We start from the raw sequence: 23008 nt of genomic DNA, 5'->3' as shown, positions 1-23008 counted from the left end.
TCTCGAGCTCTTCGTCATAGGACAGCGCGGAGCACCGCGCGTCCAGAAGGCTTCTCATCAGAGGCCAGAAGCGGTTTCTGGGATGCGCATAGTAGCGCTTCTCTGCCAGGGAGCGCGCGCTGGGCATCGATCCGAGAATCAGACAGGCAGGATTCTTCCCCGCCACTGGAGGAAATCCATAAAGAAGAGGGCTGCCGTCCCTTCTCAAATCTTTTTGCGATGTGGTCACGAGTGCGATGCCTGCAGAAAAAAGTATTTCCGCCGCCTTTTTGTGATGCGGCGCTTCGTGCTGCGGCCGCACAGTGAAAGGGAAAGCGCGCTCCCTCAGCGCAGCAGCCGCAGAAGAAGCCTTTCTACTACAGATTTGATCTTAATGTCTAGAATCTGACGAAGACACTTAAATTACGGATTTCTACTCCACCATGCCCACCCGCAACTTCGTTTTCCTCCTGCTTGCCGCTTTTTTCTGGGGCACCGCCTTTGTCGGCCAGGCAATCGGCGTGGGCTATGTCGCTCCCTTTACCTTCACGGCTGGCCGGTCATTCATCGGCTGCCTTTTTTTAATACCCGTCATTTTTTTCCTGGACCGCTTCGAGTCGCCGGCAAAAAGAGCCAGAAAACGCCAGCCTGAAGTGCGCCGCAATACCCTTATCGGCGGCATTGTCTCAGGCTGCGCGCTTTTTGCGGCGGAGAGCTTTCAGCAGTTCGGCCTTGTCTACACAACCGTCGGAAAAGCCGGCTTTCTCACGGCCTTGTACATCATCATCGTCCCCGTTCTTGCCAGAATCCGCGGCATCAGGAGCTCGTGCCTGCTCTGGATCGCCGTCGCCATTGCCGTCATTGCGCTTTACTGCCTGTCCATCAAGGAAGATTTCACCATCGGTCTGGGCGAGCTGCTGTGCTTTATCTGCGCTTTCCTTTATTCTGCTCAGATCATGGCGATCGACTACTACGTGCCTAAGGCGGACGCAGTCGAAATGTCATGGGTGATGTTCTTAACGGGCGGCGTGCTTGGCCTGATTTTCACCTTGATCTTCGAGCAGGGCACGACGCTTCAGGCCGTCATGCTTGCGCTGCCCGCCATGCTGTATGTCGGCATTTTCTCCAACGGACTCGCTTACACCTGCCAGGTGATCGGCCAAAAAGGCGCCAATCCCGCCATCGCCTCTCTGACGATGAGCCTTGAGTCCGTCATTGGCGCCCTGTCGGGATGGATCATCCTCGGCCAAACCCTGTCAGCCCGGGAAATCGTAGGCTGCGTGCTGATGGGAATAGCCATCGTGATCGTCCAGATTCCGCAGCGGCGGGTGTAGGCGAGAGAGCAGGCCGCGCCGCGTGAGGAACCAAAAATGACCTTGACGGGACACAGTGCGAAAAATCTGCTGAAGCCTTCCGAGTGGATGAAGTTCTGCCGCAGCCACGCCTGCGACTTTTCAGCCGGACTTTCGCTTATCGGCCTTTTGATTCCGGAGGCCGTGGCCTACGCGGGCATCGCAGGCCTGCCTCCGTCGGCAGGCCTCATTGCGCTCATCTGCGGGCTGCTCATCTACACGGCGGTGGGCTCGTGCCGCACGGCGGTCGTTTCGGCCACGTCATCCTCCGCGATGGTGCTCGCCGCAACGGTGTCAAGCCTGCTCGCCACGCACCCGCAGGTCCATCCCGAAACCCTTGCGGCCGTCCTGGTCATGATGACGGGGTTCTGGTTCATCCTCGCCCGGCTTCTGGGCTTCGGACGGGCCAGCAGCTTCATTGCCAAGCCCGTCTTGCGCGGCGTTACGATGGGGCTTGCCTTCACCATCACGCTGATGCAGCTGCCGAAGCTGCTCGGGCTGCACGCGGCAGGGTCCGGCGTCTGGGACAGGCTGCTTGACACGATTGCCCGCATCCAGGAGGTTTCACCTGCAGCCGCCGCCCTTGGCCTGGGTTCTCTTGGCCTCCTCCTGCTGTGGAGATGGCAGCGTCTGCCCGGCAGCCTCATCGTCGTAGCCGCTGCCGTGCTCCTGTCCTATTTCGTTCCGCTTGAAGCACTGGGCATCGAGCTCGTAGGCCCCTTCAGCCTTGAAAGAGCAGCCATCTCCTTTCAAACACTGGCAGGGGCCGACTGGGTCGGCGCGATTCAAATGAGCGCCGCCTTGTGCCTGATGGTCTACGCCGAATCCTACTCGAGCATCCACGCCGCAGCGGAACGAAGCGGGCAGCAGACGGCGCCCAACAGGGACATCGTTGCGATCGGCCTGTCCAACCTGGCCTCCGGATTTTTCGGCGGCCTCGCTGTGGGCGCCGGATTTTCGGCCACCAGCCTCAATATTGCTTCAGGCGCACGGAGCCGGGTTTCGAATTTTTTCGCCCTCGCGGTGCTCTTCCTCGCCCTCGCCTTTCTGATGCCGCAGATCAGCAGGATCCCTGAGCCTGTTCTGGCTGCCGTCGTCATCAAGGCGGTGAGCGGCGGATTATCCCCCAAGCCCATACGCCCGTACTTTGAATGGAAAAGAGACCGCGTGCTTGTGATCGCCTCCTTCTGCTCAGTGACGATTCTCGGCGTTTTGAACGGGCTTCTCATTTCGGTCGTCCTCTCCGTCGCCCTGATCCTCATACGGGTGTCGCAGCCGCACGTATCGGAGCTGCAGAAACTTCCCGGCTCCCACAGCTTTGTGAATACGAAGCTGTTTCCTGACACTGTCCCCATCCCCGGAGTGCTTGTCCTGCGGCTGGACCAGCCGCTCGTTTTCGCCAATGCCGAGGAAAGCTTCAAAAAAGCAAAAGCCCTCCTTACCGAGCAGCTCCGCAGGCATCCGGTCAAGGAGGTCGTCGTCAGCATGGAGGAAGCCGCAGACCTGGACGGAACCTGCGTGGAGGAAGTGCTTAAATTCGCTCAGTTCGTAAAAAATGCGGGCTGCACGCTCACGCTTTGCCGCATGCACCGAAGAGCGAGGGAGGTTCTTGTATGCGCAGCCTATCCGCTTCTTCCACCGGACCGCCTGTCCTACCTTTCCGTAGACCGGGCCGTGAAAGAAGCCCAGGAAAGAACCCTCTTTGAGAGCAGGGCGCCGGAGGCGCTCTCCGGGAAGAACTCAGAGGGCCAGAAACTGCTCTAATACGCGGCGGATGTCTTCTGAGGAGCAGCCGCCATCTCCAGCGCCGGCTTCCAGCGAAACTTTATCCGACGAGCTGTGCAGGCCCGCCGCCCAGTTGACGCAAAGAGCAAGGAGCGCATAGGGGACTTCCATCTCCCGGGCAACGGCGGCCTCGGTCGCCGCCGTCATGCCGACCATGGCCCCTCCGAGCGCCCGGATCACCCGAATCTCGGCCGCGGTCTCAAGCCTCGGGCCCTGGCTGCACCAGTAGACTCCGCCCTCCAGCAGACGAGAAATGCGGGCGCGGCGGCAGGCCAGAATAAGCCTGCGGCGCAGATCCTCGTCAAAAGGCCGGGTGAAATCGATATGCCGGACTCCGGTCTTCGCACTGCTGTATATAGTCGACTCTCGTCCCCATGTGCGGTCGACCAGGTCATCGGGCACGCAAAGGGCCCCTGGGGGAAGGGCCTCATCGATGCCCCCTACCGTCGCGAGGCCAATGACGACCTCCGCTCCTGCCTTCTTCAAAGCCCAAAGATTGGCCGCATAGGGAACGGCGTGCGGCGGAAAGCGGTGCCCGAACCCGTGCCTCAGCAGCAGAAGAACCCTTCGGCCTGAGATTTCAGCCTCACGGACGGGCGATGAGGGGAGGCCGTAAGGCGTCTCGCCGGAAAAGGCCTCTGAACTCGCTTTTTCAAGCCAGCCGTCGGAAAAGCTGGAACCTCCGATAATCCCTACAGCCGCCGGGCTTACTGCCGCCATTTTCTTCTCCCCCCACCTAAAAAAGCTCCTGCTGCGGGCCCTCGCCGCCGGAGGCTTCCCCGGAAGCCGCGCCGCCGGAAAGCATCCGGCGCAGCTCTGCCTCGCCGATCACCGGCACTCCCAGAGCCCTCGCCTTTTCAAGCTTGGATCCGGCCGCCTCGCCGGCCACCACATAACTCGTCTTTTTGGACACGGAGCCGGAAACCCTGCCGCCCGCAGCGAGGATGAGATCCGAAGCTTCATCGCGCGACAGCGTCGGGAGGGTTCCTGTAAGAACAAAAGTCCTGCCTGCGACTTCGGAGGCCGCAGCCGGGGCGGCCTCTGAAACCGCCGGCCAGTGCACTCCGGCGGCCAGAAGCTTTTCCAGCACCTCCCGATTGCGCGGCTCGGCGAAAAATCCGGTGATCGACTCGGCTATCACTTCTCCGACATCGCTGACCTCGAGGCAGTCATCGACCGTGGCGTTCTCAAGCCTGCCCAGAGTCCCGAAATGAGCGGCGAGATCGCGGGCCGTCGCCTCGCCCACGTGCCGGATGCCCAGAGCGAAGATAAACCGTCCGAGCGTTGTCGTCTTCGATTTCTCAATTGACGCGAGAATGTTGGCCGCTGACTTCTCCCCCATCCGCGGAACGGCAAGAAGATCCTTTTCAGTCAGCGCGTAAAGATCTGCCGGCGTTTTGACCCGTCCCAGATCCGTCAGCGCATCGACGAGCTTTTCGCCCATGCCGTCGATTCCCATCGCCCTGCGGCTCGCAAAGTGCAGTATCGAAAGCCTCACCTGAGCCGGGCAGAACAGTCCGCCCGTGCAACGGGTGTCCTTTTCCTCCACATCCCTGATGACCGCAGAGCCGCAGACCGGACAGAAGCGCGGCATCTGGAAGGGGCGGGCGTCCTGCGGGCGCTTTTCGGGAATCACCCGCACGATTTCCGGGATTACATCCCCTGCTCTTCTGACGGCCACGGTGTCGCCGATCATCAGTCCGAGATCGCGGATGAAGTCTTCGTTGTGCAGCGTCGCGTTCGACACCGTCGCTCCGCCCACAAAGACCGGCTCGAGCCGGGCCACCGGGGTGAGCCGCCCGGTGCGTCCCACCTGGACGTCGATCGCCGTCACCCGCGTGAGGGCCTCCTCGGGCGGGTACTTGTGCGCACAGGCCCAGCGGGGCTCCCGCGCGATGAATCCCAGCTGCTTCTGCAGCCGCAGGCTGTTGACCTTATAGACGACGCCGTCGATTCCGAAAGGCAGCGTCTTGCGAATCTCAAGCACGTGCCGGTGAAACGCCTCGAGCTGCTCGGGCGAGCGGCAGATGCGCCTTTCGTGAGCCACCGGAAAGCCCATGGATTCCAGGCGCCGCAGCAGCCCGTCCTGGGTCTCGGCAAACGGGCCCTGCTCCTCAGAAACCTCGCCCAGGCTGTAAGCGTAAAAATGCAGCCGGCGTTTGGCCGTGATCGAGGGATCGAGCTGCCTCAGGCAGCCTGCGGCGGCGTTTCGCGCGTTGACGAAAACCTTGCCTCCCTCCTGCTTCTGCCTGCGGTTGAGCGCTTCGAAATCCGCCGTATGCATGATCGCCTCGCCGCGGACCTCGAGGATTTTCGGACAGGGGCCGCTGATGCGCAGCGGAATGGTCCGTATGGTCCTCGCATTGGCCGTCACATCCTCGCCGGTGATTCCGTCGCCGCGCGTGGCAGCCGACACGAGCAGCCCGTTCTCATAACGCAGATTGATCGCGAGCCCGTCAAACTTGAGTTCCGCCACATACTCGACCGGTGGATCCTTGTCCGTAAGCCCGAGGGCGCTTCTCACCCGGTCGTCGAAGGCTTTTGCGCCGGCGGCGGAAAAATCCGTTTCCGTCCTGATCGAGAGCATGGGAACGCGGTGAACCACCTTCGCCATGTCAGAGCGGACGGCCCCGCCAACCCGAAGGGTCGGCGAGGCAGGGCTTGCGAGCTGCGGATACTGGGCTTCAAGCTGCTGGAGCCTGCGGAAGGCCTGGTCGTAAATCGCGTCCGACACGCTTGGGTTGTCATCGACGTAGTACTCCCGGTTCCAGCGCTCAATGTCAGCCTCGAGCGAGCGCATCTCCTGTTCAGCCGCCTCGGAAAGAGGCCCCAGAACAACACCGCTCCCCGCCGTGTTCGGACTGTTATCTTCAGGCATACCTGTCCCTGTCCCGTTAGAAAAAAAATACAGCCGCGCCCTGTGCCGGGACGGCCGCCCGCCGATCATTGTCTCATTACTGACGGGATTAATGAAGACCTGCTAGTCTTTTCCTGGCAGTCCTACTCCGCAGCCTGCCTACAATGGAGCGAACTTCAATCGGAAGCATGCAAAAGATGTCCCAAAAGCTCGACTATCGGGAAAAATTCCGGATCATGGACCGGGAGGCCGCCGCAACGCTCGCCCTGGCGGTGATCATCATGGCCTTTTTCTGGCTCGCCGTTTTTCTGCTTAAGGACAGCGCCGAGACGCTGCTGGCCATGCCGCTGTGGTTCACGGTCTCATGCATCGGCGGGTACCTTCTTTCCATCGCGGGGGTCATCTTCCTCGTCAGGCGCTTCTTCAGGAATTTTGACCTGGGAGAGGAGCAGGAGCCCCCGAAGGAGAGCCGCTCATGACGCCGCACGACGAAGTGCTCGTGCCGGTCATGGTCTTTCTGGCGCTCCTTCTCGTCATCGGACTTTATGCAGGACGGAGCCTGGGGCGTTCGGGCGACTTCGACCGGGATTACTTCATTGCCAACCGAAGCCTGGGGGGCGTGGTCCTCGCGATGACGCTCGTCGCGACCTACGGCTCCGTGAGCTCCTTTGTCTCCGGCCCGGGGCTCGCCTGGAAACTGGGTTTTGGCTGGGTCGTTTTCGCCGCCCCGCAGATCATCACCGGTTTCCTGCTGCTCGGGACCGTGGGCAAAAAGCTCGCGGTGATCGCCCGGCGGACCGGGTCGCTCACCGTCATTGACATCCTCCAGGCCCGCTACGGCAGCAGGGCCCTTTCCGTGCTCCTTGCCCTGGTCATGGTCGTCTTCTTCACCGCCATGGTGGTCGGGCAGTTCATGGGCGGAGCGCAGATTTTCGCCGCCATCACCGGACTCGACTACAAGCTGGGGCTGCTGCTTTTTGCGGCCGTCACCGTGATCTACACCTCCTCGGGCTTTCGCGCCGTCGTGCTCACCGACGCGGTGTGCGCAGTGCTGATGCTCACCGGCATGGCCACGCTGGGCTGGACGGTCATCCAAAGCGGCGGAGGCATGGAGGGGATCATGTCGACCCTGTCTTCGTCCGGCATCGGCGAGTCCGGGCGGAGCAGCTTCCTCACCCCGGACGCGGGCGGAGCGCTGCCCTACACCCTGCTCTTCTCCTCATGGCTTCTTGTGGGCTTCTGCACCGTGGGGCTGCCTCAGTCGCTGGTCCGATGCCTGAGCTACCGGACCACCGCGGATCTGTCGCGTGCCATGGTCGTCGCCACCGTGATCTGCGGCGCACTCATGATCGGCATGACGATGCTTGGGGTGCTCTCGCGCGGCACCATCCTTGAAAAGCCGGCCGCCGGCACGGATGCTGTGATTCCGCTCCTCATTGTGAACCACATGGACCCGCTGCTGGCCGGAATCACCATCATCGGGCCGCTCGCCGCCACCATGAGCACCGTGAGCTCGCTGCTGATCGCCGCTTCTTCAGCCGTCGCGCGCGACCTCTGGCGTCAGTTTTTCCCGTCAAGGCCAGAGGGCGCGGAAAACAGCAGGAAGTCTCACCGGGTCGTGAGCATCACAGTCACGCTGGCGCTGGGCGCGGTCTCCGTCCTCCTCGCTCTTTACCCTCAAACGATCGTCGTGTGGGTCAATCTTTTTGCCTTCGGCGGACTTGAGAGCGCATTTCTCTGGCCCGTGGTTCTGGGGCTTTTCTGGCCGCGCATGAATGCCCGGGGCGCCCTGGCCGGCGCAGCGGCAGGGCTGGGCCTGTACACGGCGCTGATGGCCGGAGGCGTGAATCTCTGGGGATTTCACAACATAGTCTTCGGGGTGCTCGCGGGACTCGTGTTTTCAATCCTGGGGGCTGTGACGGGTCCGCGCGCGGACCCCGCCATGATGAAAATCTTCTTCCCGCACCGGCTTTAGGCGCAGGGGCGGCGCGCAGGCCGCCCGGGCCGCAGAGAGGCAGGGGGAGCCCTGCGGGGGCTAAGGCAGGTTTGGGGCGCCCCGCACCGCAGGGCCGCCCCTTTTAAGAAAAGAGGCGCTTTGCGCGGCGCGTGCCGGCGTCAAGCCCCTGCTTTGCCATCGCGGCGTAAAAGAACCGCAGCTGCCGCGAGATCTCCACAATCTGAGGAACCGACAGAGGCCGGCCCGAGGCATCGGTAATCTCGCCGCTCAGGCGCGCCGCCGCATCGTTGGCTACGCCGAACAGGGCCCCGAGCGGATTGCAGGAAGGCGTGCACAGCGCAGGCATGAGCTCGAACACGACCATATTGGGCACCTGCGGGTGAGGCAGCATCCGCAGCCAGGGCGCGCCGCTGTCGCGGTCGCGCTTTTCAACGCTCTTGCCGCGGATGTCGAAACCGCAGCCGCGCGCGATATCCATCGCCATCTGCTGCGAGACGGGCAGCGGCCCCTTCACGCCGATCGACAGCCTCATGCTGTAGCGGTCAATCAGCGCCTTCACGGACTTCGCCTGCGCCACAATGCTCGGCACATCGACCACATCCGCGTCGGCGTCCAGCGTCCCCACCGCCTGGTTCACGGCCGCCGCGAAGTTTCCGGCGGCGAGCTCATCGACCTGGCCGCGGCGGGTCGCGAGCTGCAGGGCGATGATCATGTCCGTGTAGGTGTTGCTGCCGCGCTGGATGGGCCCCCAAAGCTTGGTGAACTGGTTCTTCACCTGGATGCGGAGCGGCACGTCGAAGTCCTGGCTCCTAAGCGGCTGGCTTGCAAGCAGCGCCTGATTGGAACTGAACGGGGCCTTGCAGCTCAGCCGCACGACGACCTCCGTCATCTGGTCGATGTCGGGCTGCTCGGTGAGGCTCTCTTCGCCCGAGGCCGCAGGCTCCGGCAGGCTGGGCTCGGCCGGAGGCTCGGCGCCCGCCTCGGGCTCGCTGCGCTTCACCCCGGGCTCGGTCTTCCGGTCCCCCGCATCCTGCTGCCCGGCCTCAGGCTTCAGGCTTGACAATTCCACTTTCGGATCAACATGTTCGAAAGGAGCGCCCTGGCGGCTGCCGTCCGTGCGGCTTTTGCGCCCAATGCAATAATAAGTGACAGCGGCGGCGGCAAGAATGATCAGCACGACCGCCAGAAGCATTTCTGTACTCATATTTCCAGCATTTCCTGTACCGGTCCTCACAAGCGGTGCCGGCGACAGCGCCCTCGCCTGCCGGGCGCGTGAATTGACATGGCCCCCATTGTATTGACAGTTTTCGAGCTGAACAACACCGGCAGATGAATTCTAAGGGCTTTTGGCGGTCCCGCTGCCTGCGGCTCCGGCCTTCTCAGACAGGAAGAGGCTGCGAGGAGTAGCGGACCGCCTCGCTGATGTCAACGGAGACCACCCTGGACACCCCGGGCTCGCGCATGGTGACCCCGATCAGCTGCCGGGCGTACTCCATCGTGATCCGGTGATGGGTGATCGCGACGAACTGGGTCGCCTCGCTCATCGACTCCACGAGTTTCGCGAGCCGCGCCTGATTCGCCTCGTCAAGAGGCGCATCGACCTCATCGAGAAGGCAGAAGGGAGCCGGATTGAGCCGGAACATCGCAAAAATGAGCGCCGTGGCCGTGAGCGCCTGCTCGCCTCCGGACAGGAGCTTGACCGAGGCATTGCGCTTTCCGGGCGGCTGCGCCCTGATCTCGATGCCGCACTCGAGCACCTCTTCGCCCACCATCTCGAGCGAGGCCTCGCCGCCGCTGAAGATGCGGCGGAAAATGTCGGAAAAATTGGAATTGACCGCGTCGAAGGTGCTTTTCAGAACGCCCCGGGTCTCGGCATCGATCTTTCGAATGGCCCCCTCGAGAGTGGCCACCGCGCTCTGCAGGTCGGCCGCCTGGGCGTCGGTTTCAGAAAGAGCGCGGCGGGCCGCCTCAAGGTTTTCAAGAGCCGCATGGTTGACGGGCCCTAGCTGCTCAATGTCGCGCTCGAGCCTGGCCGCCTCGCGGCGGGCCGCTGCGGGCTTCCAGCCGCCTTCCTGGGCGGCTGCGAGCAGCTCCGAGCGGTCAGCCCTGCGCTGCTCGATCTGGGAAGTGAGGGCCGAGAGCTCGTTTTCAAGGCTTCCCTGCCGAACCTTCATCTCGCCCACCCGCTCGAGCTTCGGGCGCTCGGCCAGCGACAGCCTGCTGCGTTCGGCATCCAGTCCCGCGACCTTTTCGGCCGCCGCCGCGGCGAGCTGCTCGGCCTCGCGCAGGGAGGCCTCGGCCGCGTCATGGGCCTGAAGCTGCTCGCGCACGCCCTGGCTGCCCGCCGTTTCGTCGAGTTCCTCGAGCAGAGCCCGCGATTCCTCGATGGCGGCCGTGAACTCGGCCTCTTCGGACTGCGCCCTCAAAGCCGCCGATCGGGCGTCACGGGCCCGCTCGGCCGCGTGGCGCGCATCGGTCCGGAGCAGCTTGAGTCTCGTCTCGCAGTCGCGCAGGGCGCCCTCCTCGCCCTGCAGCCTCGACAAAGCGGCCTCCGCGGCCATCTCTGCGTCCTGATGCTCCTGAGACACCTTCGAGAGCGCCTGATCCAGCTCCTCGAACTGCGCCTCCGAGGCCTCGGACTGGGCCTCGATCTCCTCGAGCCGCTGTCTGGCCCGGGAGCTCTCCGCCTCGATGGATGAAGCCCGTTTGGACCAGGCCTCGAAGGAAGCCTGCATTTCGCTCAGCCTCAGGGCTGCGGCCTGCTGTTCGCGCCGCGAGGACTCCAGCGCGGCGGCCGCGCCGCGGGACCGTGCAAGGGCGTCCTCCCTGCGGCTCTCGGCCTGCACGACGCCCTCGAGCAGGGCCTGATAGGCCTTCGACTCGACATCGCGCTGCTGCTCAAGCCTCGAAAGTTCCCCCGCGCGCTCCAGAAACCCGGAGGCGGGGCTCTCTGAGGCCCAGAAGAGGACGCAGCCCGCCGACACCGTGTGCCCTTCCTTCGTGATGAAGGAGGCCTGGGGGTCAGACTGAGAAAGGCGCAGCGCCTCCCCGATGGAGGGGGCGATGCGGAATCCGGCGAGCCAGGCGCGCACAAGAGCGGCGCTCTGAGGCCTCACGGAGAGCACCTTCCCGGCGAGGCTCCCCTCCTCGTTCCGTGGCTGCCGCAGGGCCTCGCCCTGCCTCACGTCAACCAGCGCAAACCTGGCAGGCGGCGGATCCGCCGCAAGCGAGGCCGCCCTCGCGAGCGACCCCGCCTCGAGCGAGGTCATTCTCGCCGAGAGCGCCGCTTCCACGGCCCGCTCCCAGCCCTCCTCGACCCGGATGCCGGAAACAAGCGTCGGCAGGCCCTCAAGGCCGTGGCTGCGGATCCATTCGGGAAGGCGGCCTTCGGCAAGGGCCTTCTGCTGCACCTCCCGCAGAGCGCTCGAACGGGCCTGCAGGCGGGCGAGAGCCTCCGAAGAGCGGTTCTTCTGCTCGAGCCGGCCGCGGCAGTCCTCCTCGGCTGCGGCCAGCTCCTCGCGGGCCTGGTCGCTGCGCTGCCCGCACTCCTCGAGCGAGGCAGAGCACTCTTCGGCGTACTCGCGGGCCTGCTCAAGCTCGGACTCCTGCGGCGCGGCCGAGTCCGATTTTTCCTGCCCCAGCCTCCTCAGCCGGTCCTCAAGCATGGCCTTTTCCCGCCCGAGGGCCTGCTGCGTGAAATTGAGCTCCGTGAGCCGGGACTGCGCTTCCTTCTCCGACTGGGCGAGCGCCCGTTCCCTCGCCTTTGCCTGCTCGCAGGCTTCGCGCGCTTCTTCCAGGGCCTGCGCCCGCTCTTCCTTCTGCGCCTCGACTTCAGCGATTTCGGAGGTGAGGCGCCGGGACTCCTCTTCAAAACCCTGGGCCTTGGCCGAGGATTCGGAAGCGCCGCGGCTCGCGCGCTCGAGCTTTTCGCCGTCGCTGCGGACGCGCTCCTCGAGCATCTTCTTTTTTTCAACCAGCGCGGCCAGCGCGCTCTGCCTGCGCGCGAGCTCGAGCTCGTTGGCCTTGAGCGCCTCGCGCTTCAGGGCTTCCTGCGACCTGGCCTCTTCGAGAGCGGCCTGGGCCTGGGCCGCCTGTTTTTCGAGCGAGGCGATCGCCGTGCGGCCCGACTCGATCTCAGCCATGGCCTCTGCGATGTCCGCCGCCCTCCGGTCCCTGGCATCCCGGATGTCGCGCTCCTGCAGCACGAGCCACATCCCGGCAAAGCGTTCCCGGCGCTCGGTGAGGCTGCGCCACTGCTGCGCGGTCTCGGCTTCAGCCGAGAGCCGCTCGATGTCGGCGCGCCGGACCTGCTGCAGATCGGAGACGCGCTCGAGATTCGTTCTCGTCAGGGAGAGCCTCCCCTCGGCTTCGCGCCGCCGCTCCTTGTAGCGGGAAACGCCCGCCGCTTCCTCGAAATAAACCCGCAGCTCCTCGGGCCGCGCCTTCACGAAGCTGCTCACCATGCCCTGGCTGATGATCGCATAGGAGCGGGGCCCGAGCCCGGTGCCCATGAAGATGTCCTGCACGTCGCGCCGGCGGACCGCCTGCCCGTTGATGAAGTAGGCGCTCGCCGCATCCCGCGTGAGGGTCCTTCGGATCGAGACCTCGGAGTACGCGCCCCAGGGGCCGGAAAGCGTTCCGTCGGAGTTGTCGAGCACCATCTCCACCGACGCCCTGCCCGCGGGCGCGCGGCCTGCCGACCCCGCGAAAATGAGCTCCGTCATCGAGCTGGTCGCCCGCAGCTCCCCGGCCCGGCCCTCGCCCATCACCCAGCGCACGGCGTCAATCACATTGCTCTTGCCGCAGCCGTTCGGACCCACGATGCCCACAAAGCCGCTCGGGAATTCAATCACGGTCGGATCGGCGAAGCTTTTGAAGCCTGAAATTTTGACCTGGCGAAGATGCATATGGATGAAAAGAAAGCCCTGCCGCCCGAGGCTGCGCCTTCGGGGCGCTTTTCCCGGCAAAGGGGCGGTGAACGGAGCGCGCAGACCACTATAATAGTTCGATTCTGCAGGCCGTCCGCACCTGCCCGCGTCCCGCCTGCGAGGCGCCGGCGGAGGGGATCCTTCAAGGCAGGCCTGCAGAGAACCGCCTTAAATGAATGGAGTGACATTATGCCCTCGTCACCAGAAAAAAAACTGGAAACCTTCGACAACCCGGCTCCTGAACGCGATTACGTGATCCACATGGAAATTCCGGAGTTCACCTGCCTGTGCCCTCTCACCGGGCAGCCCGATTTCGCCACGCTCATTGTCGACTACATCGCGGACCGGAAGTGCCTTGAGCTGAAATCGATCAAGCTCTACACCTGGACCTACCGCTCACTCGGGGCCTTCCACGAAGACGTGACGAACCGCATTCTGAACGACTTCGTGTCGGCGATCAGCCCGCGCTTCATGAGAATCCGCGCCCGCTGGTGGGTCCGCGGGGGCATCTACACCACCGTGATCGCAGAGCACCGCAAGCCCGGCTGGACGCCGGCCCCCGTGGTCCATCTCCCTGACTTTGAAACCAACTCCCCGATGAGGGGCTGAGAAGGCGAAACATTCCTGCAGAGGTTCAACGTCATGAATTCCGAACTGGCCCTTACACGCCCCTATCCCTTCGCGAGGCTGCGCGAACTGCTCAAGGGGATCCAGCCCGCGATGGAGGAAATTTCCTTCGGGATCGGAGAGCCGCGCCACCCGACCCCCCGGTTCGTGCTCGACGCCTACGAGCGGGCTTTCCCGCTTTTTGCCCGGTATCCGGCCGCCAAGGGCACGCCGGAGCTGCGCGGCTCGATCGCGCGCTGGATTGAGCGCCGCTACGGCGTCAAGGCCGACCCGGAAACACAGATTGTGCCCACCAACGGTTCGCGCGAGGCGCTGTTTTCCATCATCCAGACGCTCGTCGACCGGCACGCCGCGGGCGGCAGGCCTATCGTGGTGATACCCGATCCCTTCTACCAGATTTACGAGGGCTCGGCGCTGCTCGCGGGCGCGGAGCCGCTTTACGTTCCGCTCAGCCCCGAAAACCACTTCCAGGCCGACTACTCCTCCATCACGGACGAGCAGTGGAAGCGGGTTCAGGCGCTCGTCGTCTGCAGCCCGAACAATCCCTGCGGCTCGGTGATGACCCAGCAGCACTGGGACGAGGTCCTTGCGCTGTCCGAGCGCTGGGGCTTCACGCTGATCTCCGACGAGTGCTACTCCGAGATCTATTTTGACGAGTCTCGCCCGCCGCTCGGGGCGCTGACGGCCGCGGCCCGCCGGGGCAACGACCGGTTCGAGAACATCGTGATCTGCCAGTCCCTGTCCAAGCGCACCAACGTGCCGGGCATGAGAAGCGGCTTCTGCGCGGGAGACGCCCGCATCATGAAGTCGTTCCTGCTTTACCGCACCTACCACGGCTCGGCCATGCCCACGGCCACTCAGGCCGCCTCGGCCGCCGCCTGGTCGGATGAAGAGCACGTGCGCGAGAACCGGGAGCTCTACCGCCGGGCCTTTGCGGTCGGGCAGCCCGCCTTCAACCGGTACTTCCAGGCCCCGATGCCCGACGCCTCCTTCTACCTCTGGGCGAAGAGCCCCGTCGAGGACGACCTCGCCTTCACCCGCTCTCTGTACGAGCAGGTGGGCATCAAGGTGCTGCCCGGCACGTTCCTGAGCCGCGAGACGGCCGACGGGACGGTGCCGGGGCGCGGCTACGTCCGCATCGCGCTGGTCGCAACGGAAAAGGAAATCCTTGAGGGGACGAAGCGGCTCGAGCAGTTCGACGCTTCTCTGATCCGCCCGATTGAGCGCGCGTATTGAACCGACTATCCTTTCACCACTCCAATTCATCTGGAAAAAACGAAAATGACCGAACTTGAAACCATCATCGATTCAGCCTGGGACAACCGCTCCGAGTGGACCGCCGAGAGCGCCCCGGCGGGCCTTCGCGAGGCCGTTGACGCGGTGCTCGATCGCCTGAACAAGGGCGAAGTGCGCGTCGCCGAGAAAATCGACGGCGAATGGGTCACCCACCAGTGGATCAAGAAAGCCGTGCTGCTCTCCTTCAGGCTCACCGAGCAGAAGGTCTTCCGGGCGGGCCCCTTCGCCTGGTGCGACAAGCTCTCGCCCAAATTCGGCGCGCTCTCCGACGAGGCTGTTCTCGCTTCGGGCGTGCGCATGATCCCGGGCTGCGTGCTGCGCCACGGCGCTTACCTCGCCCCGGGCGTGGTGGCCATGCCTTCCTTCGTCAACGTCGGCGCCCATGTGGACTCCGGCACCATGATCGACACGTGGGCCACTGTGGGCTCCTGCGCGCAGGTCGGCCGCAACTGTCACCTCTCGGGCGGCGTCGGCATCGGCGGCGTGCTCGAGCCTGTACAGGCCGGCCCCACCATCATCGAGGACAACTGCTTCATCGGCGCGCGCTCCGAAATCGCCGAGGGCGTGATTGTGGGCGCCAACAGCGTGATCTCGATGGGCTGCTACATCGGCAAGTCCACCACGATCTACGACCGCACCACGGGCGAGACCTTCAAGGGCCGGATCCCTGCGGGCTCGGTCGTCGTGTCGGGCAACGTGCCGCGCGACGGCAAGTACAGCCTCTACGCCTGCATCATCGTCAAGCACGTGGACGAACGCACGCGCTCGAAGACTTCGATCAACGAGCTCCTGAGGGACTAAGAGCCGCCTCTCCGCCTTTCCCGCCCCTTCAAGTAACAAAAGGGGGGCGGAAAGGCGCACGCAGCGCCCCCGCCCCTGCGCAGACCTTCGTGCTCTGCGCAGCCCCAACCCATGCAGCCACTACCCATGCAGAAAACTTTCAACGCCCTGGAGCTCGCCCGGCAGCTGATCGCCTGCGAGTCCGTGACCCCTCGCGAAGCCGGGGCCTACCGCCCGATCAGGACGCTCCTCGAGCCTCTGGGCTTTTCCGCCCGGCAGGAGCTCACGCCCAACGGAACCACCAACCTGTGGCTGCGGCGCGGACAGTCCGATCCCCTCTTCGTATTTGCTGGCCACGTCGATGTCGTGCCGCCCGGCGAGGCCTCGCTGTGGACTTCGCCGCCCTTCGAGCCGCAGCTGCGGGACGGCCGCCTTTACGGCCGGGGATCCGCCGACATGAAGAGCTCGGACGCGGCTTTCGCCGCAGCCGCCGCTGAATTCGTCACGGCGCATCCCGGGCACCGCGGCTCCATCGCGCTGCTGCTCACCTCCGATGAGGAAGGCGACGGGGATGAAGGCACCAAGCGCGTTGTCGAGCAGCTGCGCCAAGCGGGCGTGCGCCCGCGCTGGAGCCTGATCGGCGAGCCCTCGTCGGCCGAAAAGCTCGGCGACACGGTGAAGGTGGGCCGGCGCGGCTCGCTCAACGCCGCCGTGGTCTTCACCGGCCGGCAGGGGCACGTGGCCTATCCCGCCAAATGCGCAAACCCGATCCACGCAGCCTCCAGGCTCATCGCCGAGCTCTCCGCCCGGGTCTGGGACCAGGGCAGCGCCGACTTCCCCCCGACCTCCTTTCAGGTCTCCAACTTCCGCTCCGGGGTGGGGGCCGTCAACGTGGTGCCGGGGCGCGCCGAGGTCAAATTCAACCTCCGCTACAGCGCGGCCTGGAAGCCGCAGGATCTGATCCGAGAGATCGAGTCGGCGGCAGGCCGGGTGCTCGAAGGAACTGGAGTCCGCGCGGACTTCACCTGGAGGATCGACGCCCTGCCCTTTGTCACGCTGCGGCGCGGCCCCGGGTCGCTCGCCGAGGCGCTCGCGGGGGCGATTGAAGAGGAAACCGGGATGCGCCCGGAGCTCTCGACCTCGGGCGGCACCTCCGACGCAAGATTCATCGCGCCGATTTCGGAGGAGACCCTTGAGTTCGGCCCCACAAACGCAACCATTCACTCCCCCAACGAAAACATCGGCGCCGAAGAGCCCGAGGCTCTCAAGCGGATCTACCGGGGCCTGCTCGAGCGGCTGCTCGCCTGAAGGCTCCGGGGGGCCTGCCTCCGGCACAGAAGAGAACCAACAAACGGAAGGATTAAAGCGCAAAATGCCACAGAATTCGATTGAAGCGGCCTCGAGCCTGCACACGATCCGGGACCTCGTGCGCTGGGCCATGACCCGCATGGAGGAGTCCCGGATCTCACTCGGGCACGGCACGAACGACACCTGGGAGGAAGCGACCTTTCTGGTGCTCAGAGCCCTGAAGCTGCCCTTCGACAGGCTCGACGCGTTCTTCGACGCCAACCTCACGGAAGAGGAAGTGCGCAGGATCGCCTGCCTGATCGAAGAGCGGGTGACCGAGCACGTCCCCGTGCCCTACCTGCTGCACGAGGCCTGGCTGGTCGGCCACCGCTTCTACTGTGATGAGAATGTGCTCATTCCCCGGTCGTTCCTCGCCGAGCTGCTCGAAGAGCATCTGCAGCCCTGGGTGCAGGATCCCGAGGAGATCGGCAGCGCCCTGGACATGTGCACGGGCAGCGGCTGCCTGGCGGTGCTGCTGGCCGAAGCGTTTCCCAGCGCCCGCGTGACCGGCGTCGACATCAGCCCGAGCGCCCTTGAGGTCGCGCGGGTGAACCGCAGCGACTACGGGCTCGAAGACCGCATGGAACTCGTGCTGTCCGACCTTTTCGACATGCCGGAGCTCAAAACAAGGCGCTGGGACCTCATCATTTCGAATCCCCCCTATGTCACAACCGCCTCGATGGAAAGCCTCCCGGACGAGTACCGCCATGAGCCCGCGCTCGCCCTTGAGGCGGGCGGCGACGGCATGGATGTCGTGAGACGGCTCCTTCCGGAGGCCGCGCGGCACCTGACCGACAACGGCCTTCTCGTGGTCGAGGTGGGCGACGGGCGCGAAGCGCTTGAGGCGATCTGGCCTGACCTGCCGCTCACCTGGCTCACGGTGAGCGCGGGCGACAACCTCGTCTTCCTCGCCACCGCCCGGGATCTGCGCGATTATTTCGGCCCGCGCGAGACGGCGGCCTGAAAAGGCGCCCCGGAACGCCCAGGGAAGGCGCTTTCGCCCGGCGCCCCCTGCCGCCCCGCAAGACACCAAGCAAAAGAAGGACTTTTCTGAAGTGCTGCGACTGCTAGACATCAGCCTCGCCCGGGGGGTCCGGGTTCTGTATTCAAAAGCGAGCCTCATCGCCTCCGACGGCGAGCGCATCGGGCTGGTCGGGCCGAACGGCTGCGGCAAATCGACGCTCTTTGCCGCGATTCTGGGAGAGCTCGCGCCCGAGTCGGGCGAAATCGAGGCCCCGGAGCCTGACCGGATCGCCCACGTGGCCCAGGACATCGAGGCGGTGGACGAGACCGCGCTGCAGTTCGTGATGAGCGGGCACGCTCCGCTCATGCGCGCGAAAACCGATTATGCGAAGGCCAAAGCGGGCGGCGACGACATGCAGCTCGCCGCGGCCGCCGCAGCCCTGGCCGAACTCAACGAAGGGGCGATTTCCGCCGAGGCGCACACGATCCTGCACGGCCTGGGCTTCACCGACGCGCAGACCGCGCTTCCGGTGCGCGAGTTCTCCGGCGGCTGGCGCAACCGCCTCGCCCTGGCCCGAGCCCTCATGCGGCCGGCCGACCTCCTGCTGCTTGACGAGCCGACCAACCACCTTGACCTCGACTCCGTGATCTGGCTCGAGGCCTGGCTCAGGCACGTGCGGGCCACCGTGGTCATCATCTCGCACGACCGCGAGTTCCTCGACCGGTGCGTGAGCGCCATCTGGTCGGTTGAAGACGGAACGATCCGGCGATACGCCGGCAATTATTCCGCGTTCGAGCGGCTGCGGGTCGAGAGGCTCCGCCAGCAGGCGGCAGGCGCCAAAGCCTACGAGCGCACCGCGGAGCACCTGCGCGCCTACATCGAGCGCTTCCGCTACAAGGCGACCAAGGCCCGCCAGGCCCAGTCGCGCATCAAGATGCTCGAAAAGCTCGAAGCGGTCGAGCCCGTGCGCGCCCGCTCCGAATGGCGGTTCGAGTTCCCCGCCCCCGAGCGGCTGCCCGAGCACCTGCTCGACGCTGAAGGGATGTCGCTCGGCTACGAGGGCCGGGCGGTGCTCAGCGGCGTATCTTTTTCCATCCGCTCGGGCGAGCGCATCGGCGTGCTCGGCGTGAACGGCGCGGGCAAATCCACGCTCGTAAAGGGGCTGTGCGGCGAGCTCCCGCTCATGGCCGGGGAGCTTCGGCGCGGGCAGGGCCTTTCGATCGGGTACTTCGCCCAGCACCAGCTCGACGCGCTGAGGCTGGACGAGACGCCGCTTGAGCATCTCCGGAGGCTTTCTCCCGACACGCGCGAGCAGGATCTCCGGGATTTTCTCGGGCGTTTCCGCTTCTCCGGCGACCAGGTGAACGAGCAGGCGGGCTCCATGTCGGGCGGGGAGAAGGCGCGGCTCGCCCTGGCTCTCATTGCCTGGGGAAAGCCCAATCTCCTGGTGCTCGACGAGCCGACTAATCACCTCGACATGGAAACCCGCGAGGCGCTCACGATGGCGCTGTCCACCTTCGGCGGCTCCGTGCTCATCGTCTCGCACGACCGGCACCTGCTGCGGGCGGCGACCGAGCGGCTCTGGCTCGTGCACGAAGGCCGGGTCACCGAGTTCGAGGGAGACCTGGATGACTACGCCGAGCTCGTGCTCGCCTCGAGGCGGGATGAAAAAAGCGCCGCCCGCGCCGCAAAGGCCGCTTCCTCCGAGGCCCAGCAGACGCCCCGCGAGGCGAGAAAGGCGGCGGCCCGCGAGCGGGCCCGCATCGCCGAGCTCAAAAAGCCGTTCCGGAAAAGACTCTCCGAAATCGAATCCCGGGTGGCCGAGCTCGAGGAGTCCCTCGCGGAGCTCGACCGCCGGATCGCCGATCCCGCCTTCTATCAGGGCAGCCCCGAAGAGGTGCAGGCCGTGCTGAAGCAGCGTGCGGCCGAAGGCGGGGAAAAGGACTCGCTTGAGGAGGAGTGGCTCGAAGTCTCTGAAAAACTCGAGCAGGCAGGCGCCTGAGGCAGGCGGGCTGTCAGCCCCGGGGAGGCTTCCTGCCGCGGGGCGACACAACGAGCGCGAGGCAGGCGAAGATCAGGGCGATGCCGCCCCAGGCGGGGGCGCTCAGCCTCTCGCCTGCCACGAGCGCGGCAAGCAGCGCCGCCACCGCGGGCTCGAGCAGAGAAATCGCGGTCGCCTCCGAAGCGCTGATCCTGGCCAGTCCCGCCCCGAAGAGCAGGTAGCCGAGAAACATCGGCACAAGAGCCATGTAAAGCCCTACCGACAGATTCACGGCCGAATGCAGGAAAGGGGCGCCAGTGGCCAGAAGCACCGGCAGCAGCAGGACGGAGGCCGCCCCGAACATGACGCCCATCGCGGCGCGCGAAGGAATGCCCGCGCGCATCAGGCGCCCTGCGGCCCAGCTGTAGCCGGCGTACGTGAATCCCGCTGCAAGGCCCAGCGCAATGCCGGCGCTCACCGACGGGCCGGCCGGGCCGCCGGATCTTGCGATGCACAGCACCGCAATGCCCGCGGCGCCCAGCGCCGAAGCCGCCGTGAGCCTCGGGGAAGGCCTCCTGCCCTCGGCCGCCCACTCGATCAGGGCGGCGAAAACCGGGGCCGAGCCTATCGAGACCACCGTGCCCGCCGTGATGCCCGCAAGCCGCATCGAACTGTAAAAAGCAAGGGGATAGAGCGCCACCAGCAGGGCCGAGCAGAAAAGAAACAGCCGCCTGCTCCTCAGCCGGGCTGCGGAGCGGTCGATCTGCGGAAGCGCCGTGAGCGCCTGAAGCAGCCCCCCGCCGCCCATCGCGGCCGCTCCAATCGCCATCGGCGGCACTTCGGGCGCCAAAGAGGCGGACACCCCCGTCGTTCCCCAGAGCACCGAGGCGGCCGCCACCGCAAGCGCGCCCAGAAGCCTTGTCCGGTGCAGATCCTCCATCGCGATCCTTTTTTCCCTGTTGCTGAAGCGCCTCATTCTGAGCGGTTTTGTGCTTCGCGGCAACAAGGGCGTGGGCGAAGACCGCACTCTGCAGATATCGCTATGCATATAAGAATATGTGCATATCTGCATCTGCTTATCAGCACGCCGAATAATGCCCGGCCGGAGACGAGCCCCGGCCGGGCATTGGGCTTTCAGTCTTCCCGGCCCTCACAGCCGAACTGCGCGGAGTGAAGGCAGGCGAAGCCTTTCACAGCGTCCTTCAGGACTTATTACTTCCCCTGGACGATGTGCGGGCCGACCGCATGGCCAAAGGTCATCACGTCGGCGATGGCGTTGCCGCCCAGGCGGTTGGACCCGTGGATGCCGCCGGTCACTTCGCCCACAGCGTACAGACCCGGGATCACCTTGCCCTTGGTGCTCACGACCTCAGACTTCGGAGTGATCTTCAGGCCGCCCATCGTGTGGTGAACGGTCGGGACCTTCTTGCAGGCGTACCAGGGGCCTTCGGTCATCTGCTTGTCGTCCTTGTTGTTGGCGACAAAGCCGAGCTTGTCCTTCTCCTTGCCGGCGACGATGTTGTTGTAGTCGGCGATGGAGGCCTTCAGCTTGGCCGGATTCATCTTGGTCTTCGCGGCGAGCTCATCGAGGCTGTTGGCCTCAATCACGGAGCCCAGGGCCACCATGTTCTTGATGGAGGCGCCGTTGCGGTCCACGAAGTCGCGGCTCGGATAACGCAGCTTGTTCACCACCACCCAGTAGGTGCCGCCCTTCTGGCGGAAAATGGCGTTCGCGAGCACATCGCGCGGCGCGCCTTCGTTCACGAAGCGGTCGCCGTCAGTGTTCACGAAGATGCGGTTGCGGCCGGAAGTGCGGATGTTCTCCATCAGCCCGGTGCCCGGAGTGCCGCAGGGATGAATCTGAATGTCCGAGAGCCCGATCACCTGGGCTCCGGCCTTGCGGCCGAGCACGAGGCCGTCGCCCTGGGCGGCCTTCTGGATGTTCGTGCAGCCGATCGAGTTGTCCAGCTTCACATGCTTCCACACGCCGGTGTTCACCTGCTGGCGCAGCTTCACGTTGGCGCCGAAGCCGCCGGTGGCGAGGATCACGCCCTTCTTCGCCTTCACGGTGATCTTGGAGCCGAAGTTGTTGCCGACGACGCCCGTCACACGGCCGGTCTTATCCTGGATCAGGGCCTTGGCCGGCGTATCGAGCAGCACCTGGATGCGGCCGTTGGAGTCGGCGATCACCTTCTCAAAGACGCGAATGTAGGAGTTGCCCGAAGGCGTGGTCGTGTAGTGGGAGCGCTGCCAGAGCGAGCCGGTGGCCGAGCCGATGTGGTCGCGGAACTTCACGCCCAGGCTCTCCAGCCAGTTGACGGCGTCCATGGAGTGGCTCGTGAGATAGTCGACCAGAGCCGGATCGCCCAGATCATGGCCGCCGCGCAGCGTCTGCGCGAAGAACTTATCGACGCTGTCCTCAATGCCCTGAGCCTTCTGGCGCTTCGGGTCGACGGCGTTCAGCGCGCCTTCGGACACGTTCGTGGAGCCGCCGAGATAGCCCAGCTTTTCAAGGACGATCACTTTGTTGGCGCCGGCCTGCATGGCGGAAATGGCCGAGGCAAGGCCCGACCCGCCGCCGCCCACGACGACCACGTCGGCTTCAAGCGTCTGATTCTTGATCGGATGCTTCTCAACTTTCCTCGTGAACTGCTTCATGTCGGCGCCGGCCTGCTTGAGGCAGTCCTCGACGCCCTGCTTGAGGGCCATGGAGGAAATCGTCGCGCCGGTGACGGAGTCAACCCCGGCGGACTGATACTTCAGAATCTTGTCGGAAACCTTCTTCAGGGCAACCTTGCCCACGCCGATGGTTTCCAGGTTATCGGAAGTGTCGATGGAGACGATTTTGTTCTGGTCAACCGTCACCTTCACAGTCATCGGAGCGTTGTGTCCCGTGACTTTGGCGGTGTAGGTGCCCGCCTTCATCGGAGCAGCCAGCGCGGAAGTCCCGGCCAGGGCCAGCGCTGCCGCAATCAGTACAGGCTTGAAAGTGAATTGCATCTTATATTCTCTCCATTAGTGCTGAAACGGTTTGAATAACCGCTCCCCTATTATCTTTCATATAGACGAAACCGGTAGACTTTTTGCTTAATTATTGTCTAAAGGCAATAGTTCAGACTTCAGCCCAAAAGCTACGGCCTCGCATGCCCTCCCGC

The 23008-nt window shown here is 64.8% G+C and carries 17 protein-coding genes (1 of these 17 only partly in view); 10 read left to right on the top strand and 7 right to left on the bottom strand.

Going from position 1 to position 23008, the window contains the following annotated elements; all coding sequences use genetic code 11:
- Window positions 1-166, bottom strand: partial view of a DNA-deoxyinosine glycosylase gene (locus MUN46_RS07040; RefSeq protein WP_285230583.1) — the 5' portion only. It extends 332 nt beyond the left edge of the window; the window shows 166 of its 498 coding nt (coding positions 1-166); its start codon is at window positions 164-166; the stop codon falls past the left edge of the window.
- A 256-nt stretch (window positions 167-422) separates the two neighbouring features.
- Here MUN46_RS07040 and MUN46_RS07035 point away from each other — a divergent pair, with 256 nt between their 5' ends.
- On the top strand, window positions 423-1313 hold the full coding sequence (locus MUN46_RS07035; protein ID WP_243376568.1) for a DMT family transporter: 891 nt from the start codon (window positions 423-425) through the stop codon (window positions 1311-1313).
- Between the two features lie 36 nt (window positions 1314-1349).
- Complete coding sequence (locus MUN46_RS07030; protein ID WP_243376567.1) at window positions 1350-3095, top strand: SulP family inorganic anion transporter; 1746 nt, start codon at window positions 1350-1352, stop codon at window positions 3093-3095.
- Here the strand turns inward: MUN46_RS07030 and MUN46_RS07025 are convergent.
- Entirely contained in the window at window positions 3072-3836 is a 765-nt protein-coding gene (locus tag MUN46_RS07025) for an S-methyl-5'-thioinosine phosphorylase (RefSeq protein WP_243376566.1), read from the bottom strand. The two genes, MUN46_RS07030 and MUN46_RS07025, sit on opposite strands and share 24 nt — an antisense overlap.
- Window positions 3837-3852: 16 nt before the next feature.
- On the bottom strand, window positions 3853-5994 hold the full coding sequence (gene ligA / locus MUN46_RS07020; RefSeq protein ID WP_281069862.1) for an NAD-dependent DNA ligase LigA: 2142 nt from the start codon (window positions 5992-5994) through the stop codon (window positions 3853-3855).
- A 143-nt stretch (window positions 5995-6137) separates the two neighbouring features.
- Here ligA and MUN46_RS07015 point away from each other — a divergent pair, with 143 nt between their 5' ends.
- The gene (locus tag MUN46_RS07015; RefSeq protein WP_285230582.1) at window positions 6138-6452 is read left to right on the top strand and encodes a YhdT family protein; all 315 of its coding nucleotides are present in this window, start codon (window positions 6138-6140) and stop codon (window positions 6450-6452) included.
- Complete coding sequence (panF, locus tag MUN46_RS07010; RefSeq protein ID WP_243376564.1) at window positions 6449-7948, top strand: sodium/pantothenate symporter; 1500 nt, start codon at window positions 6449-6451, stop codon at window positions 7946-7948. The genes MUN46_RS07015 and panF overlap by 4 nt, the downstream gene beginning before the upstream one ends.
- 103 nt (window positions 7949-8051) lie before the next feature.
- Here the strand turns inward: panF and MUN46_RS07005 are convergent, their stop codons facing one another.
- Both MUN46_RS07005 and smc read right to left on the bottom strand, forming a co-directional pair.
- Window positions 8052-9134: a hypothetical protein gene (locus MUN46_RS07005; protein WP_243376563.1), complete on the bottom strand. Its 1083-nt coding sequence runs from the start codon at window positions 9132-9134 to the stop codon at window positions 8052-8054.
- A 175-nt stretch (window positions 9135-9309) separates the two neighbouring features.
- Entirely contained in the window at window positions 9310-12837 is a 3528-nt protein-coding gene (gene smc, locus MUN46_RS07000; RefSeq protein ID WP_243376562.1) for a chromosome segregation protein SMC, read from the bottom strand.
- A 210-nt stretch (window positions 12838-13047) separates the two neighbouring features.
- Here smc and queF point away from each other — a divergent pair, with 210 nt between their 5' ends.
- The 6 genes from queF to MUN46_RS06970 all read left to right on the top strand — a co-directional run bounded on the left by queF (window position 13048) and on the right by MUN46_RS06970 (window position 19874).
- The gene (gene queF, locus MUN46_RS06995) at window positions 13048-13467 is read left to right on the top strand and encodes a preQ(1) synthase (protein ID WP_243376561.1); all 420 of its coding nucleotides are present in this window, start codon (window positions 13048-13050) and stop codon (window positions 13465-13467) included.
- Between the two features lie 33 nt (window positions 13468-13500).
- Window positions 13501-14721 carry a succinyldiaminopimelate transaminase gene (dapC, locus tag MUN46_RS06990; RefSeq protein WP_243376560.1) on the top strand — a complete coding sequence of 407 codons (1221 nt, stop codon included), beginning with the start codon at window positions 13501-13503 and terminating at the stop codon, window positions 14719-14721.
- 45 nt (window positions 14722-14766) lie between these two features.
- On the top strand, window positions 14767-15582 hold the full coding sequence (gene dapD / locus MUN46_RS06985; RefSeq protein ID WP_243376559.1) for a 2,3,4,5-tetrahydropyridine-2,6-dicarboxylate N-succinyltransferase: 816 nt from the start codon (window positions 14767-14769) through the stop codon (window positions 15580-15582).
- A gap of 111 nt (window positions 15583-15693) precedes the next feature.
- Window positions 15694-16869, top strand: a complete 1176-nt coding sequence (dapE, locus tag MUN46_RS06980) for a succinyl-diaminopimelate desuccinylase (RefSeq protein ID WP_285230581.1) — start codon at window positions 15694-15696, stop codon at window positions 16867-16869.
- Window positions 16870-16933: 64 nt separating this feature from the next.
- Window positions 16934-17872: a 50S ribosomal protein L3 N(5)-glutamine methyltransferase gene (gene prmB, locus MUN46_RS06975; protein WP_243376557.1), complete on the top strand. Its 939-nt coding sequence runs from the start codon at window positions 16934-16936 to the stop codon at window positions 17870-17872.
- A 91-nt stretch (window positions 17873-17963) separates the two neighbouring features.
- Window positions 17964-19874 carry an ABC-F family ATP-binding cassette domain-containing protein gene (locus MUN46_RS06970; RefSeq protein WP_243376556.1) on the top strand — a complete coding sequence of 637 codons (1911 nt, stop codon included), beginning with the start codon at window positions 17964-17966 and terminating at the stop codon, window positions 19872-19874.
- 13 nt (window positions 19875-19887) lie between these two features.
- On the opposite strand, the gene MUN46_RS06965 is transcribed toward MUN46_RS06970, so the two are convergent.
- Together MUN46_RS06965 and MUN46_RS06960 are read right to left on the bottom strand one after the other, a co-directional pair.
- On the bottom strand, window positions 19888-20829 hold the full coding sequence (locus tag MUN46_RS06965; RefSeq protein WP_243376555.1) for a DMT family transporter: 942 nt from the start codon (window positions 20827-20829) through the stop codon (window positions 19888-19890).
- Window positions 20830-21065: 236 nt separating this feature from the next.
- Window positions 21066-22853, bottom strand: a complete 1788-nt coding sequence (locus MUN46_RS06960) for a flavocytochrome c (protein ID WP_243376554.1) — start codon at window positions 22851-22853, stop codon at window positions 21066-21068.
- Between the last annotated feature and the right edge of the window lie 155 nt (window positions 22854-23008).

It is taken from the genome of Mesosutterella faecium (assembly GCF_022809315.2).
Taxonomy (GTDB): Bacteria; Pseudomonadota; Gammaproteobacteria; order Burkholderiales; family Burkholderiaceae_F; genus Mesosutterella; species Mesosutterella faecium.
Note: the sequence above shows the minus strand (reverse complement) of the source record. Positions and strands in the feature narration are given on the sequence as shown.

Coding starts and splice junctions, on each gene's coding strand:
- MUN46_RS07035 (WP_243376568.1), top strand. CDS start 423: ATGCCCACCCGCAACTTCGTTTTCCTCCTGCTTGCCGCTTTTTTCTGG.
- MUN46_RS07030 (WP_243376567.1), top strand. CDS start 1,350: ATGACCTTGACGGGACACAGTGCGAAAAATCTGCTGAAGCCTTCCGAG.
- MUN46_RS07025 (WP_243376566.1), bottom strand. CDS start 3,836: ATGGCGGCAGTAAGCCCGGCGGCTGTAGGGATTATCGGAGGTTCCAGC.
- ligA (WP_281069862.1), bottom strand. CDS start 5,994: ATGCCTGAAGATAACAGTCCGAACACGGCGGGGAGCGGTGTTGTTCTG.
- MUN46_RS07015 (WP_285230582.1), top strand. CDS start 6,138: ATGGAGCGAACTTCAATCGGAAGCATGCAAAAGATGTCCCAAAAGCTC.
- panF (WP_243376564.1), top strand. CDS start 6,449: ATGACGCCGCACGACGAAGTGCTCGTGCCGGTCATGGTCTTTCTGGCG.
- MUN46_RS07005 (WP_243376563.1), bottom strand. CDS start 9,134: ATGAGTACAGAAATGCTTCTGGCGGTCGTGCTGATCATTCTTGCCGCC.
- smc (WP_243376562.1), bottom strand. CDS start 12,837: ATGCATCTTCGCCAGGTCAAAATTTCAGGCTTCAAAAGCTTCGCCGAT.
- queF (WP_243376561.1), top strand. CDS start 13,048: ATGCCCTCGTCACCAGAAAAAAAACTGGAAACCTTCGACAACCCGGCT.
- dapC (WP_243376560.1), top strand. CDS start 13,501: ATGAATTCCGAACTGGCCCTTACACGCCCCTATCCCTTCGCGAGGCTG.
- dapD (WP_243376559.1), top strand. CDS start 14,767: ATGACCGAACTTGAAACCATCATCGATTCAGCCTGGGACAACCGCTCC.
- dapE (WP_285230581.1), top strand. CDS start 15,694: ATGCAGCCACTACCCATGCAGAAAACTTTCAACGCCCTGGAGCTCGCC.
- prmB (WP_243376557.1), top strand. CDS start 16,934: ATGCCACAGAATTCGATTGAAGCGGCCTCGAGCCTGCACACGATCCGG.
- MUN46_RS06965 (WP_243376555.1), bottom strand. CDS start 20,829: ATGAGGCGCTTCAGCAACAGGGAAAAAAGGATCGCGATGGAGGATCTG.
- MUN46_RS06960 (WP_243376554.1), bottom strand. CDS start 22,853: ATGCAATTCACTTTCAAGCCTGTACTGATTGCGGCAGCGCTGGCCCTG.